This is a genomic window from Bradyrhizobium sp. USDA 376, from assembly GCF_054063675.1.
In genome coordinates this window covers 4112878-4129503 of record NZ_JBSSGN010000001.1, presented here as the reverse complement: position 1 = coordinate 4129503, position 16626 = coordinate 4112878, and the positions used below count along the sequence as shown (strand labels likewise).

20 protein-coding genes, 1 other RNA gene and 1 pseudogene are annotated in these 16626 nt (G+C 63.3%); 12 read left to right on the top strand and 10 right to left on the bottom strand.

What is annotated here, in order from left to right; all coding sequences use genetic code 11:
• Positions 1–102: 102 nt before the first annotated feature.
• From ACVJ19_RS19375 to ACVJ19_RS19355, 5 genes and pseudogenes are all read right to left on the bottom strand, one after another.
• A pseudogene (locus ACVJ19_RS19375) lies at positions 103–1087 on the bottom strand (tripartite tricarboxylate transporter substrate binding protein BugD).
• Between the two features lie 134 nt (positions 1088–1221).
• Positions 1222–2736 (bottom strand): tripartite tricarboxylate transporter permease, encoded by a 1515-nt coding sequence (locus ACVJ19_RS19370; protein ID WP_453950611.1) that lies wholly within the window; start codon positions 2734–2736, stop codon positions 1222–1224.
• Between the two features lie 7 nt (positions 2737–2743).
• Positions 2744–3505, bottom strand: coding sequence for a tripartite tricarboxylate transporter TctB family protein (locus ACVJ19_RS19365; protein WP_453950610.1), 762 nt, complete (start codon positions 3503–3505; stop codon positions 2744–2746).
• 96 nt (positions 3506–3601) lie between these two features.
• Positions 3602–4132 (bottom strand): chromate transporter, encoded by a 531-nt coding sequence (locus ACVJ19_RS19360; RefSeq protein WP_453950609.1) that lies wholly within the window; start codon positions 4130–4132, stop codon positions 3602–3604.
• Positions 4129–4734 carry a chromate transporter gene (locus ACVJ19_RS19355; RefSeq protein WP_453950608.1) on the bottom strand — a complete coding sequence of 202 codons (606 nt, stop codon included), beginning with the start codon at positions 4732–4734 and terminating at the stop codon, positions 4129–4131. The genes ACVJ19_RS19360 and ACVJ19_RS19355 overlap by 4 nt, the downstream gene beginning before the upstream one ends.
• Positions 4735–4830: 96 nt before the next feature.
• Here ACVJ19_RS19355 and ssrA point away from each other — a divergent pair.
• The 7 genes from ssrA to feoB all read left to right on the top strand — a co-directional run bounded on the left by ssrA (position 4831) and on the right by feoB (position 10390).
• Positions 4831–5198: a transfer-messenger RNA gene (ssrA, locus tag ACVJ19_RS19350) on the top strand.
• A gap of 114 nt (positions 5199–5312) precedes the next feature.
• Positions 5313–5831, top strand: coding sequence for an SspB family protein (locus tag ACVJ19_RS19345; RefSeq protein WP_453950607.1), 519 nt, complete (start codon positions 5313–5315; stop codon positions 5829–5831).
• An 89-nt stretch (positions 5832–5920) separates the two neighbouring features.
• On the top strand, positions 5921–7369 hold the full coding sequence (gene fumC / locus ACVJ19_RS19340) for a class II fumarate hydratase (RefSeq protein WP_453950606.1): 1449 nt from the start codon (positions 5921–5923) through the stop codon (positions 7367–7369).
• Positions 7370–7650: 281 nt separating this feature from the next.
• The gene (locus ACVJ19_RS19335) at positions 7651–7839 is read left to right on the top strand and encodes a DUF4169 family protein (RefSeq protein ID WP_453950605.1); all 189 of its coding nucleotides are present in this window, start codon (positions 7651–7653) and stop codon (positions 7837–7839) included.
• Positions 7836–8087 (top strand): ribbon-helix-helix domain-containing protein, encoded by a 252-nt coding sequence (locus ACVJ19_RS19330; protein ID WP_011089261.1) that lies wholly within the window; start codon positions 7836–7838, stop codon positions 8085–8087. Before ACVJ19_RS19335 ends, ACVJ19_RS19330 begins: the two co-directional genes overlap by 4 nt.
• Before the next feature lie 118 nt (positions 8088–8205).
• Positions 8206–8481 (top strand): FeoA family protein, encoded by a 276-nt coding sequence (locus ACVJ19_RS19325; RefSeq protein ID WP_018640861.1) that lies wholly within the window; start codon positions 8206–8208, stop codon positions 8479–8481.
• A gap of 37 nt (positions 8482–8518) precedes the next feature.
• On the top strand, positions 8519–10390 hold the full coding sequence (feoB, locus tag ACVJ19_RS19320) for a ferrous iron transporter B (protein WP_453950604.1): 1872 nt from the start codon (positions 8519–8521) through the stop codon (positions 10388–10390).
• A gap of 251 nt (positions 10391–10641) precedes the next feature.
• Here the strand turns inward: feoB and ACVJ19_RS19315 are convergent, their stop codons facing one another.
• On the bottom strand, positions 10642–11022 hold the full coding sequence (locus ACVJ19_RS19315; protein WP_453950603.1) for a winged helix-turn-helix transcriptional regulator: 381 nt from the start codon (positions 11020–11022) through the stop codon (positions 10642–10644).
• A 152-nt stretch (positions 11023–11174) separates the two neighbouring features.
• Here ACVJ19_RS19315 and ACVJ19_RS19310 point away from each other — a divergent pair, with 152 nt between their 5' ends.
• On the top strand, positions 11175–11564 hold the full coding sequence (locus ACVJ19_RS19310; RefSeq protein WP_453950602.1) for a DoxX family protein: 390 nt from the start codon (positions 11175–11177) through the stop codon (positions 11562–11564).
• A 97-nt stretch (positions 11565–11661) separates the two neighbouring features.
• On the opposite strand, the gene ACVJ19_RS19305 is transcribed toward ACVJ19_RS19310, so the two are convergent.
• Positions 11662–11979 (bottom strand): winged helix-turn-helix transcriptional regulator, encoded by a 318-nt coding sequence (locus ACVJ19_RS19305; protein ID WP_453950601.1) that lies wholly within the window; start codon positions 11977–11979, stop codon positions 11662–11664.
• 253 nt (positions 11980–12232) lie between these two features.
• Between ACVJ19_RS19305 and ACVJ19_RS19300 the strand changes: the two genes are divergently transcribed.
• Both ACVJ19_RS19300 and ACVJ19_RS19295 read left to right on the top strand, forming a co-directional pair.
• The gene (locus ACVJ19_RS19300) at positions 12233–12877 is read left to right on the top strand and encodes an SDR family oxidoreductase (RefSeq protein ID WP_453950600.1); all 645 of its coding nucleotides are present in this window, start codon (positions 12233–12235) and stop codon (positions 12875–12877) included.
• Between the two features lie 12 nt (positions 12878–12889).
• A complete protein-coding gene (locus ACVJ19_RS19295; protein WP_453950599.1) occupies positions 12890–13534 on the top strand; it encodes a DsbA family oxidoreductase in 645 nt (214 codons plus the stop codon).
• Between the two features lie 192 nt (positions 13535–13726).
• Here the strand turns inward: ACVJ19_RS19295 and ACVJ19_RS19290 are convergent, their stop codons facing one another.
• Positions 13727–14488 (bottom strand): outer membrane protein, encoded by a 762-nt coding sequence (locus ACVJ19_RS19290; RefSeq protein WP_453950598.1) that lies wholly within the window; start codon positions 14486–14488, stop codon positions 13727–13729.
• Between the two features lie 162 nt (positions 14489–14650).
• The gene (locus ACVJ19_RS19285; RefSeq protein ID WP_453955164.1) at positions 14651–14917 is read right to left on the bottom strand and encodes a hypothetical protein; all 267 of its coding nucleotides are present in this window, start codon (positions 14915–14917) and stop codon (positions 14651–14653) included.
• Positions 14918–15130: 213 nt separating this feature from the next.
• On the opposite strand from ACVJ19_RS19285, the gene ACVJ19_RS19280 reads away from it, so the two are divergent.
• A complete protein-coding gene (locus ACVJ19_RS19280; RefSeq protein ID WP_453950597.1) occupies positions 15131–15628 on the top strand; it encodes a GNAT family N-acetyltransferase in 498 nt (165 codons plus the stop codon).
• Positions 15629–15636: 8 nt separating this feature from the next.
• Here the strand turns inward: ACVJ19_RS19280 and ACVJ19_RS19275 are convergent, their stop codons facing one another.
• Positions 15637–16008, bottom strand: a complete 372-nt coding sequence (locus ACVJ19_RS19275; protein ID WP_456739413.1) for a cupin domain-containing protein — start codon at positions 16006–16008, stop codon at positions 15637–15639.
• A gap of 316 nt (positions 16009–16324) precedes the next feature.
• Between ACVJ19_RS19275 and ACVJ19_RS19270 the strand changes: the two genes are divergently transcribed.
• Positions 16325–16558 (top strand): hypothetical protein, encoded by a 234-nt coding sequence (locus tag ACVJ19_RS19270; protein WP_453950595.1) that lies wholly within the window; start codon positions 16325–16327, stop codon positions 16556–16558.
• Positions 16559–16626: the final 68 nt, after the last annotated feature.

The following is a 16626-nucleotide window of genomic DNA, read 5'->3' as shown; positions in this document are numbered from 1 at the left end:
TGCTCCCACAGATTATACCCGGAAAAGGTGAGCGTTCCCGCGGCAAACGACAAGGGGCGGAACTCACGTCCCGCCCCTCGCCTATCGGCTTGAAAGTGCTGATTAAGTTGCCGGCTTGAGCACCGGGCTCCACTTCGCGATTTCGTTCTTGACGAGGGCCGCAAGGGCCTCGGGCGTCCGGTCCTTCGGTGCCGGGATGATGCTGCCGAGCTCGAGCAGGCGCTTCTTCACGGTCTCGTCGTCCAGCGCCTTGATGGCCGCGGCGTTTAGGCTTGCAATGATCGCGGGCGAAGTTCCCTTCGGCGCGAACATCGCGTTCCAGGCCTGGGCCTGGAACGCAGGCAGGCCCGCTTCCGCCGTCGTCGGCACGTTCGGCAGCGACGGGTTGCGCTCCGGCGTTGCGATCGCATAGGCCTTGATGGTGCCGGCGTTGATCTGCGGCACGGCGTTGACGATCTGGTCGCACATGTAATCGACCTGCCCCGCCACCAGCGCATTCATCGCGGGGCCGGTTGCCGTTGAAGGGCACGCCGACCGGCTTGACGTCGAGGATGGAGTGCAGGAGCTCGCAGGAGACGTGCGAGACCGAGCCGACGCCGGCATGCGCCGCATTCACCTTCTCTGCATTGGCCTTCACGTACGCGACGAACTCCTTCAGGTCCTTCGGCGGAAAGTCCTTGCGCGCGAGGATCAGGATCGGGGTGCCCGCGAGCAGCGCGATCGGCTCGAAATCCTTCTCCGGATGATAGGCAAGCTTCGGATAGAGCGGCACGGACGCCGCATGCGTGCCCATATGCCCGGTGATGAGCGTATAGCCGTCATTGGCGGCACGCGCCGCACGCGTGGTCGCGGTGGTGCCGCCGGCGCCGACCACATTCTCGATGATGATGCTCTGGCCCAGTGTCTGCGCCATGTGCCCGGTGACGATGCGCGAGATCACATCGGTCGGGCCGCCCGCTGCGAACGGCACGATCATCGTGATGCTGCGCGTCGGATAGGTCTGTGCCTTCGCAGGTGCAACAAAGGTGCACAGCGATGCGAGCGCCGCGACACATGCGCCCGTAGCAAGCGCGCGAAGAGAGGTCATATCGTTTTCCCCGGGACACAAACAAAAATGCCGGCCACAAGGGCCGGCATTTTCATGTCACGAAGACATTACATACGTCGATTCGACTTCCGAATGCGGCGCGCCGACGCAGGGCCCGGCGCGACGCAGCGCGATCAGTTCTCGGACTCGGTGAACACCTCGTCACGCTTGGCGCGCAACACCGGCAGCACGGTGAGGATCAAGAGGCCCGCCGCGATCGCAAGCAGCACCGCCGACAACGGACGCGTCAGGAACACGCTCCAGTCGCCGCGCGAGATCAGCAGCGCACGGCGCAGGTTCTCCTCCATCAGCGGTCCGAGCACCATGCCGAGCAGCAGCGGCGCCGGCTCGAAATCGTGCTTGATCAGCCAGTAGCCGACGAGACCGAACACGCCTGCGAGGATGACGTCGACCGGCGCGTTGTTCACCGAGTAGATGCCGATCGCGCAGAAGATCACGATCGAGGGAAACATCAGCCGGTAAGGCACGCGCAGCAGGCGGACCCAGATTCCGACCAGCGGCAGGTTGATGATGATCAGCATCAAATTGCCGATCCACATCGAGGCGATCATGCCCCAGACGAGGTCGGGCTGCTTCTGCATCACCTGCGGACCCGGCACGATGCCGTGGATGGTCATCGCGCCCACCATCAGCGCCATCACCGCGTTCGGCGGGATGCCGAGGGTGAGCAGCGGGATGAAGGAGGTCTGGGCGGCCGCGTTGTTGGCACTCTCCGGCCCCGCCACGCCCTCGATCGCGCCGCGGCCGAACCGCGACGGGTTCTTGGCAAGCTTCTTCTCGAGCGTGTAGGCCGCGAACGACGCGATCACCGCGCCGCCGCCCGGCAGGATGCCGAGGATCGAGCCGAGCACGGTGCCGCGCAGGATCGGCGGCGTCGAGTCGATCAGATCCTTCTTGGTCGGCATCAGGCCGGTGATCTTCTGCTGCACGAGGTCACGGTTCATCTCGGCGCCGGCGTCGAGATTGCGGATGATCTCGGCAAAGCCGAACACACCCATCGCCACCGTCGCAAAGCCGAGACCATCGGCGAGTTCGGGAATGTTGAAGGCCATGCGCGAGGCGCCGGTCTCGATGTCCGAGCCGACCATCGACAAGAGCAGGCCGAACACGATCATCGCGATCGCCTTCAGCACCGAGCCCTTGGCCAGCACCACCGCGAAGATCAGGCCGAGCACCATCAGCGAGAAATACTCGGCCGGACCGAAGGCCAGCGCGAGCTTGGTCAGCGGCGCGCCGAGGACAGCGATCAAAATGGTCGCGACGCAGCCGGCAAAGAACGAGCCGATCGCGGCGATCGCCAGCGCCGGGCCGGCGCGGCCCTGCTTGGCCATCTGGTGACCGTCGATGGCGGTGACGACCGATGTCGCCTCGCCTGGTATGTTGACCAGGATCGACGTGGTCGAGCCGCCATATTGGGCACCGTAATAGATGCCGGCGAGCATGATCAGCGCGCCGACCGGCGGCAGTCCGAAGGTGATCGGCAGCAGCATCGCGACCGTCGCGATGGTGCCGATGCCCGGGAGAACGCCGACCAGCGTGCCGACGAGGGCGCCTATCAGGCACATCAGGAGATTGATCGGAGAGAACGCGACGGCGAAGCCGTGAGCGAGGTTGGCAAAAATATCCATCACGCCCTCACTGGATCAGGAAACGCGGAAACATCGGCATCGGCAGCCCGAGCACGTACGGGAACAGGATAGCGCAGCCAAGCGTCAGACAGGCGCCTACAATGGCCGCTTCCAGCCAGCGCGTCTCGTGCGAGCCCACTGCGGCGATCATGAAGCTCACGAAGGCCGTGACCACGAGACCGAGCGGCCGGATCGCCAGTGCGAAGAACAGGATCGCGGCCACCACGAATAACGGCCCCCGCCAGGAGTAATGGGCAAGCGCGGCTCCCTCCGTCAGGAGGCCCGTCAAGGCGATACCCGCGGACAAGGCGACCAGCAATCCGCCGAACATGCGCGGCGCGGTCCCTGCGCCGAAAGAGAAGCCCCGCATGCCCTGCAAATCACTCGACGCCCACAGCGCGAACAGGGCAACCGCCATCAGGACGACGCCGCCGACATAGTCCTGCGCCGACCGGATCGTCATGAACACCGTGAGGATCGCCACCACGAACAGCGGGTAGGAATAGATCAGCGCCAGCAGCACCTCGGACGACGCCTTCTTGGTGCCGCCGCCGAACGATCCGAATATGGTGCTGGGCGCGCCCGCGAGCAGCGCCATCGCGTGGCTGGTTACGACCGTCGCCGGGCCTCGGCCGGTCCCCCAGCCGAAGATCGTCCCGATCGACCAGATCAATTCGAAAATCTGCGGCGCAATCGCCAGCAGACAAAAGCCTAGCGCCAACCGGGTGTTTCGGGCGGTTGTCGCTGAGTGGCCCATCGTCTCGGCCATGCATGTCTCCTCCGCGACCCGTAAGTCACGAGCACTGTTGTTCTAAATCGGCTGGAAAGGGATCCCCCGGGCCGCAGCACTGCCTAGCGATTTTCATCACACAATGCCAGCAAAACCCAACAGGCCCCCGGCAAGCAGGAGCCAGAGGGGATTGATGCGCGAGACCGATGCGATCACCGCAACCATCGCGGTCAGAAGCACTGCAGCAATTGTCCGGTCGGTCGACTGGGCCAGGATCACGGCACTCGCCGCCATCAATCCGATCGAGAGCGGAACCAGTGCAGCCTGGATCAGGCCGGGCCAGCGCGATTGACTGGGCCGGTTCAGGAGCCGGCTGACATAATAGGCAACCAGCGCGGTCGGCAGGCACATCGCCAGTGTCGCCGCGAGCGCGCCGGGGATGCCGGCGACCGCATAGCCGATTAACGTCACGATAAGCACGTTCGGACCTGGCGAAAGCTGCGCGATCGCATAGGCATCCGTGAACTGCTTGTCGGTCATCCAGTGATGTACGTCGACCGCGATGCGGTGCATCTCGGGCACCGCCGCGGCGGCGCCACCGACTGCGAACAGCGACATCAGGCCGAAGGTCGAGATCAGCGCCCAGACCGGGTTCTCGCTGTTCATGCTGCTACCTTCCGCCGCAGGAGGAAGGTAGCGCCGACACTCACGGGGATCGCGACCAGCAGCACCGCCTGGAGCGGCAGGCGGAGCACGCCGATGGCGAGGAAGACACCGAGCATCAGGATCAGCGCGACCGCCTCCATCCGCTTCAGGAGCGGCATCATCATGCGGAAGACCACCTCGATCAGGAGGCCGACCGCCGCGCAGGAGATGCCTGCGAGGATGCGGCGCAGCACCTCGAGGTCGCCGAACCGGGCGTAGGCGATCGCGAGCACGGTCATGATCAGCATCGGCGGCAGCAGCAGCCCGGCAAAGGCGGCGACACCTCCCGCGATCCCGCGCAGCCGCGCACCGAACACCATCGATAGATTGACGATATTGGGGCCGGGCAGGAAATGGCAGAGCGCAAAGGTCTCGTTGAACTCGTCGGCCGTCATCCAGCGGTGCTGCTCGACGATCGCCCGCCGCGCAAACACCAGGACCCCGCCGAAACCCGCCAGCGACATCCGGGCAAAGGCCACGAACAGCGCGGTCAGGCTGGGCGGGGCGGCAAGCAAGGCTGGCTGGTCCGGCTCTTGAGCGGCCGGCGCTGAATCGGCGGACATCTCAGGAGCTTAGAACGGCGGCCGCGGCGCGGCCAAGATCGGGCCTGCGGCGTTCCGGAAATCTGTCCCAAGGGAACCGCACATCGCCGCTCGAAACCTCTGTTTTTTGAAACCTTTGCCGCCTATATTGGGGGTGCCGGTTCGCCGGCTATGGAAATAAACGGTCGTCGCAATAAACCATTCGGACCCGGGGGCGGTACCCGGCGCCTCCACCAAAGCCCACCCATCGGGCTCACCCAGAAGCGGGCTTTGGCGGGGGCGAAATAGGATCGACGAGGGCGTAAAGGGCGTACTTTTTCCCGGTATTGTTCCGCCGTTATCGGGCTACTGCAATAGTTGCCAACGACAACTTTGCTCCGGTTGCTCAGGCTGCGTAACGCAGTTTGAAAGACCACTTTAAAGTCCTAGCGGGTTAAGCTCCGCTAGGCGGGGTTCGGAGGCACCTGGCAACAGAAGCCTCCACTTGCCTTTTATTTCCTCCCCGGCAGGGACTCCTGCTGACCCGTTAGGCGCGGTACTATTGCGGCTTGGCGAGTCGGGCCGGCAGGGCCGAACTCCTGGAATGCAACAGGACCACCATGGCGACCGATCATATCCGATACGATGTGCTGGCCCGCGACGCGTTGCGCGGCGTGCTGCGGAAGGTGCTGACCGATGCCGCGGTCCATGGCCTGCCGGGCGAGCACCATTTCTTCATCACCTTCGTGTCGAAGGCCGAGGGCGTGAAGCTGTCGTCGCGGCTGCTGGCGCAATATCCGGAGGAGATGACGATCATCCTCCAGCACCAGTTCTGGGATCTGACCGTGCTCGAGGACCGCTTCGAGGTCGGCCTGTCTTTCGGCGGCATTCCGGAGCGGCTGGTGGTGCCGTTCAGCGCCATCAAGAGCTTCCTCGACCCGTCCGTGAAATTCGGCCTCCAGTTCGATACGTCCGATGTCGCCGAGGTGGAGCCGGAGAATTTGCCGGCGGCCCCTGCCCCCTCGGCCGTAGCGGTGCCTGCCGCCGCCGCCGAGAAGGCTGAGACCGCGGAAGAGCCGACGCCGCCGAACCAGGGCGGCGCCGAGGTCGTGCGGCTCGATCGTTTCCGCAAGAAATGATCTAGGTTGGGCGCGCAGCCATCGCGCCCGGTCAAACTGTCTATATAGAAGAGCACATGAAGAGGCCGTGCGGCGTTTCGCGCGGCAGAATGGATGTGCTCATGGCCAAAGCTTCCCGCTCCAAGCCCACTAACTCAACGACCGCCCGCCCCGCAACCCGCACCGAGACCGACAGTTTCGGTCCCATTGAAGTGCCCGCCGATCGCTATTGGGGGGCGCAGACCGAGCGGTCGCGGCAGAATTTTCGCATCGGCACGGACCGCATGCCGATCTCGCTCGTGCATGCGCTCGGGATCGTCAAGCTCGCCGCCGCGCAGTCCAACCTCGAGCTCGGCCTGCTCGACCAACGCCGCGCCAATGCCATCATCCGCGCCGCGCGCGAGGTGATCGAGGGCAAGCTCGACGACCATTTCCCCCTCGTGGTGTGGCAGACCGGCTCGGGCACGCAGAGCAACATGAACCTCAACGAGGTGATCGCCAATCGCGCCAATGAGCTGCTCGGCGGCGAGCTCGGCGCCAAGAAGCCGGTGCATCCCAACGATCACGTCAACATGAGCCAGTCGTCGAACGACTCCTTCCCGACTGCGATGCATATCGCTGCCGCCAGCCGCATCAATGCCGATCTCGTCCCCGCCCTCGGCGAGCTACTGCGCGCGCTGCGCAAGAAGGAGAAGGAGTTCGCAAAAATCGTCAAGATCGGCCGCACCCACACCCAGGATGCGACGCCGCTGACGCTCGGCCAGGAATTTTCCGGCTATGCCGCGCAGGTCGAAAGCGGCATCGCGCGGCTCAAGGTGGCGGTGAAGGACCTCTACCCGCTGGCGCAGGGCGGCACCGCGGTCGGCACCGGCCTCAACTCGAAGCCGCGCTTTGCAAAGCTGTTCGCAAAGCACGTTGCCGGGATTGCGAAGCTGCCCTTCACCAGCGCCGCCAACAAATTCGAGGCGCTGGCCTCGAATGACGCCTATGTGCTGGCGCATGGCGCCATCAATTCGGTCGCGACCGGCCTGTTCAAGATCGCCAACGACATCCGCCTGCTCGGATCGGGCCCGCGCTCGGGGCTGGGCGAGCTGGTCCTGCCGGAGAACGAGCCGGGCTCCTCGATCATGCCGGGCAAGGTCAATCCGACGCAGTGCGAGGCGATGACCATGGTGTGCTGCCAGGTGTTCGGCAATCACACCGCGATCACGGTCGCCGGCAGCCAGGGCCATTTCGAGCTCAATGTCTACAAGCCGGTGCTGGCCTACAACATGCTGCACTCGATCCGCCTGATGGCGGATGCGGCGCGCTCCTTCACCGAGCATTGCGTCAGCGGCATCCGCGCCGACGAAAAGCGCATCAGGGAGCTGATGGAGCGCTCGCTGATGCTGGTGACGGCGCTGGCCCCGAAGATCGGCTACGACAACGCCGCCAAGGTGGCCAAGACGGCGCATGCCAACGGCACCACGCTCAAGGAGGAGGCGCTGCGGCTCGGTTTCGTCTCGGCCGACGAATTCGACCGCCTGGTGCGCCCGGAGAAGATGACCAGCCCGGGCTAGATTTCCGAATTCCGATAGTCATCCGTAATGATACGGACGCTGGGCGCCCCAGAAATATGCGGTTTTGGGGGCGGGATTTGATTACCGTCAATGTTGCGGCGGGGCGGCGTGTTACGGCAGCCTCACCGCCCCTTGACGGGGCGAAATTCATCGTTTGGTGGCCCGAAGGGCCGATTGACGAGGACGAGCGAATGGCGATCAAGTCTTGTGGGGCGCAACGCGCTACCCTGTTTTTGAATGTTTCATCCTGCCTGCCGAGGATCGGATGATGGAGACGCGGCATGGGGAACGTCATCAACCTGAATCGCTTCAGGAAGCGCGCCGAGCGGGAAGCTTCGGCGAAGCAAGCGGACGCCAACCGGGCGAAGTTCGGCCGCACCAAGGCGGAGCGGTCGGTGGAGGAGACGCGCACGGACAAGGCGAAGGCGCACCTGGACCAGCATCGGATCGATCGCGAGGAGCAGCCATGAAGTCGCCCGTCGTGAAACGATCGATCGTCGTCGCTGGCCACAAGACCAGCGTCAGCCTGGAAGAGGCGTTCTGGAACGGCATGAAGGAGATCTCGGGCCTGCGTAACATGACGCTGTCCGAGCTCGTCGGCGAGATCGACGGCAACCGCCAGCAGGGCAATCTGTCCTCGGCGATCCGCCTGTTCGTGCTCGACTACTTCAAGAGCCGGGCCATGGCCGTCCAGCCGGACAAGGTCCCGGCGCAATAGCCGCCGGGGCGTGTTTTTCTGTGCGACCCCCGGCGCCTGCACTTTAAAATCACTCTAAGGTGCAGTTTCGGCCGCCGAGTGCGCTTGACCTCAATGCCCTGCGTTGAAAATACAGGGCATGACCGACCATGATGACACGCGCCCGCATATGCCGCTGGGTCTGGCCCTGCGCGGCTATACCGGCGTCATTCAGCACCTTTCCACCAAGGATACGGGTTCGGCGCTTTCGGACATCGAGCTCGAGAGCCGCCTGATCGAGCTCGGCTTCGTCGAGGGGGCCCGCGTCGAGGTCCTGCACGAGGGGCTGGTCGGGCGCGACCCGATCGCGGTCAGGGTCGACAGCATCACGATCGCAGTCCGTCGGCGCGAAGCCATGGCCATCATCGTCGCCTAGTCAGCGACCGGATAACTGCCCCCAGGCCCTTGATCCCATGGAAGCACCCCTGCTGCATCTCGCCCTGGTCGGCACGCCCAACAGCGGCAAGACCTCGCTGTTCAATGCCCTGACCGGCAGCCGGCAGAAGGTCGCGAACTATCCCGGGGTGACCGTCGAGCGCAAGGAAGGCTTCTTCGTCACCCCGCAGGGACGCCAGGTCTCCGTGGTCGACCTGCCCGGCACCTATTCGCTGCGCGGCCGCAGCCCGGACGAGGAGATCACCCGCGACTTCGTGCTCGGCAAGGCCTCCGGCGAGATCGTGCCGGATCTCGTGCTGTGTGTGGCCGATTCCACCAATCTGCGCCTGACCATCCGCCTGCTGCTCGAGCTGAAGCGCACCGGCCGGCCGATGATCCTCGTCCTCAACATGTTCGATATCGCAAGCCGCCGCGGCATCACGGTCGATGTCGAGCGGCTCGCCAAGGAGCTCGGCGTTCCCATGGTGACCTCGATCGCGGTGCGCAAGGGCGGCACGGCCGACCTGCTGGCGCTGACCGACGAGATTTCCGCCAAGCTTGCCGCCGAACCGACCGAGAACAGCTGGCGCGCGCTCAGCGTCTCCGAGCTGCGCGCCACCCAGCGCGAGGCCGACCGCATCATCGCCGACTGCGTCAGCCTGCCTGCTAGGCCCGACACCTGGACCGCGCGGATCGACGCCGTGGTGCTGCATCCGGTCGGCGGCCTGATCGTGCTGGCGCTGATCCTGTTCGTGATGTTCCAGGCGGTGTTCGCCTGGGCGCAGCCGGCGATGGACCTGCTCAAGTCCGGCTTCGACGCGCTCGGGGAGCTCGTGCAGGCCACCCTGCCCGACGGCCTGTTGCAGAGCTTCCTGCAGAACGGCGTGATCTCGGGCGTCGGCAGCGTCATCGTGTTCCTGCCGCAGATCATCCTCATCTTCCTGTTCATTCTGCTGCTGGAAGATTTCGGCTACATGGCGCGCGCCGCGTTCCTGATGGACCGCATCATGGGCGGCGCCGGCCTGCACGGCCGCGCCTTCATTCCGCTGTTGTCGAGCTTTGCCTGCGCCATTCCCGGCATCATGGCGACGCGGGTGATCGACAACAAGCGCGACCGGCTGACCACGATCCTGATCGCGCCGCTGATGACCTGCTCGGCGCGCATCCCGGTCTACACGCTGATCATCTCCGCCTTCATTCCCGCAAAGGACGTCTGGGGCTTCATCAACCTGCAGGGCCTCGTGATGTTCGGCCTCTACGTCACCGGCATCGTCAGCGCGCTTGCCGTCTCGTTCGTGATCAAGTTCTTCATGATCCGCGACTATGCGCCGGCACCGTTCATGCTGGAGCTGCCAGACTACAAGATGCCCAGGCTGAAATCGATCGCGATCGGCATCTACACCCGCGCCAAGATGTTCCTGCAGCGCGCCGGCACCACGATCTTCTCGATGATGGTGCTGATCTGGTTCCTGGCCTCGTTCCCGCAGCCGCCGGCGGGCGCGACCGAGCCCGCCATCGACTTCAGCCTCGCCGCCATCATCGGCAAGGCGCTCGAGCCGCTGCTCGCGCCCGTCGGCTTCAACTGGCAGATCGCGGTGGCGCTGATCCCCGGCATGGCGGCCCGCGAGGTCGCTGTCGCCGCCCTCGGCACCGTCTACGCGATCGAAGGCGGCAAGGAAGCGGCCGAGCAGATCGGTCAGGTGCTGGCGACGAAATGGTCGCTCGCCACCGCGCTGTCGATGCTGGCCTGGTACATCTTCGCCCCGCAATGCGCCTCGACGCTCGCCGTGATCCGGCGCGAGACCGGAAGCTGGGGCTGGATGGCCGTCACCTTCACCTACATGCTGGTGCTGGCCTATGCGGCGAGCCTCGTGACGTACAACGTCGCGGTGGCGCTGGGCGCGGGATAGCCCTCTCAAAACTCAAACAGCGAAAACAACCCCATGCACAGTAGACGGGGGTTGTGAAATCAATGGCTTACGCGTGCGCGACTCCGTAGCCCGGGATGGAGCGCAGCGAAATCCGGGAATCTCGCCCAAAGCACCACCGGACCCGGATTACGCTGCGCTCCATCCGGGCTTCGGACTACGCCGGTTGCGCCGTCGGGCAAAACACTGGCATGATGGCATCATCGACCTGCGTTCGCATCTCCGTGCACAAGTCAACCGCGTTTGGCTTTGCGGCCGCGCGCACTCGCTTTCGCCGGCACGCTCTTTCCATACTTCGTCCACCACGCCGTCAGCGCCTCCATGGTCGGGCCGAGCCCGCGCGCCTTTTCGGTGATCTCATACTCGACCCGCAGCGGCACTTCCGCGAACACGGTGCGCGACACCAGGCCGTCCGCCTCGAGCTCGCGCAGCTGCGCGGTCAGCATGTGCTGCGTGATGCCGGGGATCGCCTTGCGCAGCTCGCCGAAGCGGTAGACCCGCTGGTTGAGCAGCCACATGATCTCCAGCTTCCACTTGCCGGAGAGCAACGCGAAGGCGCGTCGCATCTCCTCGTGCATGTTGATCGCCTTGTCGGCCATGGTCTGGTTTTCCATACTTGCAGCAGATTATTCATCCTACTTGCGAAAATTCATCCTGCTTAGCATTTTCGATAAGTGATGCCGCGCACCGACGAAGGCTGCGCATCCACAGGAACCAACGAGACGAAGGAGAGATTGCCGCGTTCAGTGGCGATCAACGAGACCTCATGGCTGCAATCCACATCTACTGGATCAGCACGGCGCTGCTGTGCCTGCTGTATCTGACCTCTGCCTACATGTACCTCACCAGGAGAGACTGGGTCCGGCAGGCGCTCGGCGAACTCGGCTACCCCGCCTATCTCGTACCGGTCATGATCGTCGTGAAGGTGCTGGGCCCGGCCGCCATCCTGTTGCGCGTCAGCGTCGCGCTCAGCGATCTCGCCTATGCCGGCATTTTCTTTCACCTGCTGCTGGCGGGCCTTGCCTATCTCGGCGTCAGGAAGCCCGGCGGTGCGGTGCCCGCAATCGTGGGCCTCGCGCTGCTAGCCACCTCGTTCGTCACACAGAACGCCGCGCGGGACGTTCCCTCGCCTTATGTGCAGACGGCGATGTTGTGACGCCGTAGACAACTCAGGGGCCGGTTGCAGCGGCGAGCGCGCCAGACCGGCTCGCCAAAACTCTTACTCGGGGCGAATACCGCAAGAAAGCTCGACCTCACATTCGAAGATGCTTCGTCTTCGATTCGTGAAGTGCTCGGTGACCTTCAATCTCACCGACATGGTGCAGCACCCACGTCGCGAGTTGCATGAGCGGCTCGGCAAGGGAAGCGCCCAAGTCGGTCAAACTGTACTCGACCTGTGGCGGGACGGTCGCGTGGACCCTACGACTAACCATCCCATCCTGCTCCAGAGATTTCAGGGTGCGGGTGAGCATCTGCTGTGAGACCCCGCCTATGAGACGCTTCAATTCATTGAAGCGTCGCGGCCGCTCCTTGAGCATCGAGATGGTGAGGATGGTCCACTTGTCGCCCATGCGGCCGAGGATCGCGTTGACTCTCCGGCAATCGGGATTCGTTCCGGGCTGATCTGGAGGGGCGGGCATACGCGTGTGACCAGGCCTCGAAAATATGCGTTCTTGCGATGACGGCGGTCACTAAACCATATCTGGTCAGCAAATCATACTGCACTCAAGGAGCTGCCGTGCCTTTCAGCAGAACGATCGCCGTATCCACCGACCCACGCCGCGCCAGAACCCGTCATCCGGCCGTTTTCCGGAGGGCGACGAGATGAAGATTGCGCTTTTTGGATCAACGGGGCCGACTGGAAAACACATCATCGAAGAAGGGTTGAGACAAGGATACACCTTGTCCGTCTACACGCGCGATACAGCCAAATTGTCGGCCTTTGCCGGCAAGATCGAGATCGTCGCCGGCGATCTCAAGAATCTGGAAGCGATCAAGAATTGCATCGCAGGTTCCGACGTGGTGATCAGCGCTCTGGGGCCGAACGGTATCAAGACGCCAGAGAAGCGACCGATCATGCATGGTCTCCGCAACATCATGTCGGTCATGGACGAACTGAAAGTTCGCCGTCTCATACAGATCTCGACCGCAAGCTATCGCGACCCCAAAGACGGCTTCGACTTGAAGTCAAAGGCCTTGGCTACGCTGTTCAGCGTGATCGCGCACGGTGCCTATGACGATATCAAGGCGACCGGCGAGTTGATCGCTGGCTCACGCCTCGACTGGACGCTGGTGCGTATTCCATTCCTCAAGGACGGCCCTGCCCGGGGTGACATCGATGTCGGCTGGTACGGCAAGACACGGCTTGGCATGAAACTATCCCGAGGAAATCTCGCGAAGTTTCTGATCGATCAGGTTTCGGACCGTCTGTTTGTGCGAGCCGCTCCCGGCATCGCCGACCATTTGTGAATGGGAACCATCATGTTGAGGATCGACCTCTATACCGAGATCTCTTGCCCCTGGTGCATCATAGGGCAGCATCGGCTCGATAAGGTACTGGCGGAGCGCTTCCCCGCATTAGCGGTGGAAATTCTCCACCACCCGGTCCTGCTCTTGCGGCATACACCCGGATCCGGGCTCTACATACCCACCTTGCTTCGGTCTCGCTACGGTGTGACTGATCCAAAGCAAGCGTTCGCGCGGCCCGAGGCCGAGGCGCGTGCTTCGGGGCTAGACCTTGATCTTGGCCGGCAGCTTTGGACTTATCCAACCGAATCCGCACACGCCCTCATCATGGCAGCCCGCGTGCGCGGCACACAACACAAGCTCGCGGCGGCAATTACAAACGCCTATTTCCTCGACGCGAAGAATATCTCCGACCCCGATATGCTTGCCGATATCGCAGCCGCCCACGGGTTCGATCGTGACGAGGCGCGCGCAATCGCCGTTGACCCGGCCGAACACAGACGGGTGGAGGAAGAGGCGGCGAGGTCTGCTGCGGCTGGCGTTGCCTCTGTTCCTCACTTCGTCTTTGGCGAACGCGTGGCAATAAACGGCGGCCGAAGTGAAGACGAGATTGCCGCGGCCATTCAAGAAGCCGCACGTCTCGGCAAGGCTGCTCCGTGATCGCGAGAGCGTCTTTGTCGGCCACGGCCGCGCGGGAGAGCCCCTCGCCTTATGTGCAAACAACGATGTTGGGCTTGTAGCCCCGGGTTGAGCCAGTCGGCCTGCGCCGCCTCATCCTCGCGGTTTCCTTGGTTCCCCATGAAAAAGGCCCCGGTCGCTGCCGGGGCCTGAGTTCACTGGAGAGACTGTGGTTCAATAGCGCGCCGTGACCGGCGCACCGTAACCGCCGAAGCGGTAGTTCAACCGAAGCGTGACCATGTCGATGTCCTGGGTGACCCCGCTGCCCGTGAGGGTGAATCCACCGGGCGTGACCACGCCGGCTCCAAAGGTGGTGTTGTCACGCCCCATCCAGAGATGGTCGTATTCGATACCGACCGACCAGTTCGGAGTGAAGCCATATTCCCAACCAACACCCAGGGCACCGCCCCAGCGCGTGTGACCTGCCGAGGCGAGGCCGACGCCGGTGACGTTGTTGAAGATGTCGAAACGATTGCGCGTCACGGCGGCACCACCCTTCACGTAGAGGAGCGAGGCGTTCCACGCCCAACCGAGCTGGGCCGTGAACAGCCCGATGGCATCGGTCTTGCCCGTGGTCGAGATCAACGGATCGATCACGCTGACGCGCGTGTTCTTGATCTCGGCCCAATCGCCCTGGGCTTCCAGGCCGAGCACAAACTGATTGGTCTGCCAGCGATACCCGATCTGTCCGCCAACGAGGCCTCCGGAGCGATCGGCGCAACCACTCGCGACCGTCCCTGCGGGCGTGAAGAAATCGACGCAACCATGGCTCTGCCCCCAGCCTCCGTTGGCACCGATGTAGAATCCGGTCCAATTGTAAACCGCCGCCACCGGCACCGGCGGTGGCACCGCCTTGGCGGCCATGTCGGCCGCCATGGCCGGAGCCGTCATGCTCAGCGCCGCGAAGCCGATCGCCGCGATCGAAAACTTTTTCATCGTCTCATCCCCTTTGCTCAAATCTCGTCCGTCAGAAACGAGCCCTTATGCAGGTTGGCGTGCATAAGTGCCGCGAACACTCTGAAGTTTATGCGCAAGGGGATTCCTGGCTCGTACCAAAATGGCAACACTCAAGTGCCATCGCTATGCACGGGAAAGTGCTTAGTCGTCATCTGAATTACCGGGTGCCGCGGCGCTGTCCTGTTCGTCGGCAAGCCAGGCGTTGATGCCGGAGGACGGGATCAGCCGCTTCGGAAGGTGGGGGTTGATCGTGCCTGCAAAGACGGAAAGTCCCTCATCGCGCTTGGCGCGCGCAAACAGCTTCGCCTCATGCTCAGTCGCAAAGGTCTTCGTCTCACGCGGACTTCGTTGTCTCGGCAGAATGCCTCGCTGTCGCACTTCGAAAGTGACGTACCAGGTCGGAATCATTGCGCACACCAACAGATCACCAGCCCTGAAGTCGCGTTGTGGTGTGGCCGTCATCCGCGTGCTTGATTCAGATCAAGCTGCCACTCGACCAAATCCATGCGAACGTTGGACGCGCCGGGATACGAACTGGGCGTCGGTTGACCCGCCGGGCAGAACAAGGGCACGATGGCATCATCAAGATCGCGACCAGCTCCAAAGCGACGAACTGTCTTCATGGACCAATTCAACACCGACAGACTGATCGCCGAGCGACTGCACGCGGATCACCTCGCCGATCTCGTCGCGCTGCATCTCGATGCCGAAGTGTCCCGCTATCTCGGAGGCGTGCGCTCGGCGGAGGCGACCAAGACCTATCTCGACGTCAACATGGCCCATTGGGACCAGCACGGTTTTGGCCTTTGGGCGCTGCGAACGAAGGACGGCGCGTTCGCCGGGCGGGCGGGCATCCGGCACATCCTCGTCGACGGCATCGATGAGATCGAGATCGCCTACACCTTCAAGCAAGATCTCTGGGGCCAGGGACTTGCGAGCGAGATCGCGAGCGCGCTGACGAACATCGGGCTGACGCAACTCGAGCTGCCGTCCCTCATTGGCCTCGTCTTTGTCGGCCACGGCGCATCCCGCCGCGTGCTGGAGAAATCGAACTACGTTCTCGAGAAGAGCACGACGCATCACGGCGAGGACGTCGTGATCTATCGTACTCGACCGTGAGGGCAGCCTCACGGCTCCATCGTGTAGGAGCGACCGGGTTCGAACACATAGATGGTCAGAAAGCGGAGCGGACGGTCCGGGTCACAATTGCGAAACAGGGTGTGTGGAACATCGGCCCGATCCTGCAACGTCTCGCCCGCCCGGTATTGTCGCGGTTCATCGCTGCCATAGGCGGACTCGGCGACACCTTCGACGATGTAGACCGCACCCGCCACGGGATGCCGGTGAAGCGGCGCGACGCCGCCGGGTGGATAGGTGACCTCGACGACCGTGAGCTCTTGGTGATTGCCGGGCAGCGGGAGACGTTCGAGAACCTTGCGCGTGACACCGGCAAACCCGGCTTGTCGAGCGCCTGCCTGACCGTCGGTAGGTTTATCCATTGGGCACCTGTCTCGTTCGAGAGCTGCAGCCGTTGCGCCAGATCGCGGTGAACGACAGTGGAATGTTTTGCGCAAGACGACAAAGTTGAAGGCGGAACCGCTGTCACATCATTCTGCCTCATATGCGACGATCCGTTCAAAACATCGTTTCATGGGGACAGCTTGGAACAGTGGGACCCACGTTCCATCGGGCTGCAATGAAGCTCTTGAATGCAACCGACCTGAACAGTCATTCAAGAAAGTTTCGTCGCTGTTCCCGCAACAGGCGATGGTGGCGGTCGTTGACTCGCGACGGACGCAAACCAAGGAGGAACAGATGAAGAAGCTGACTTACGCTCTCGCAGCGCTAGCGACGCTTGCAATCGGTACCCCCACCATCGCCAACGCGGCCGGCTTCGGCGTCTATATCGGCGGCGACAGGGACTATTATGATGGCCCCCGCGCGCGCATCTACGAGCATGACCGCGGCTGGCATCGTGGCTGGTACCATCACGACCGCGACTACGACCGCGGCGTCGTGATCCGTCGTTATCATCATTGGGACGATTGATGCGAGCCAGCGATCGTACAAGGAGGCCTCGCTTCGGCGGGGCCTTTTTGTGTTTCGCATTCGGACGT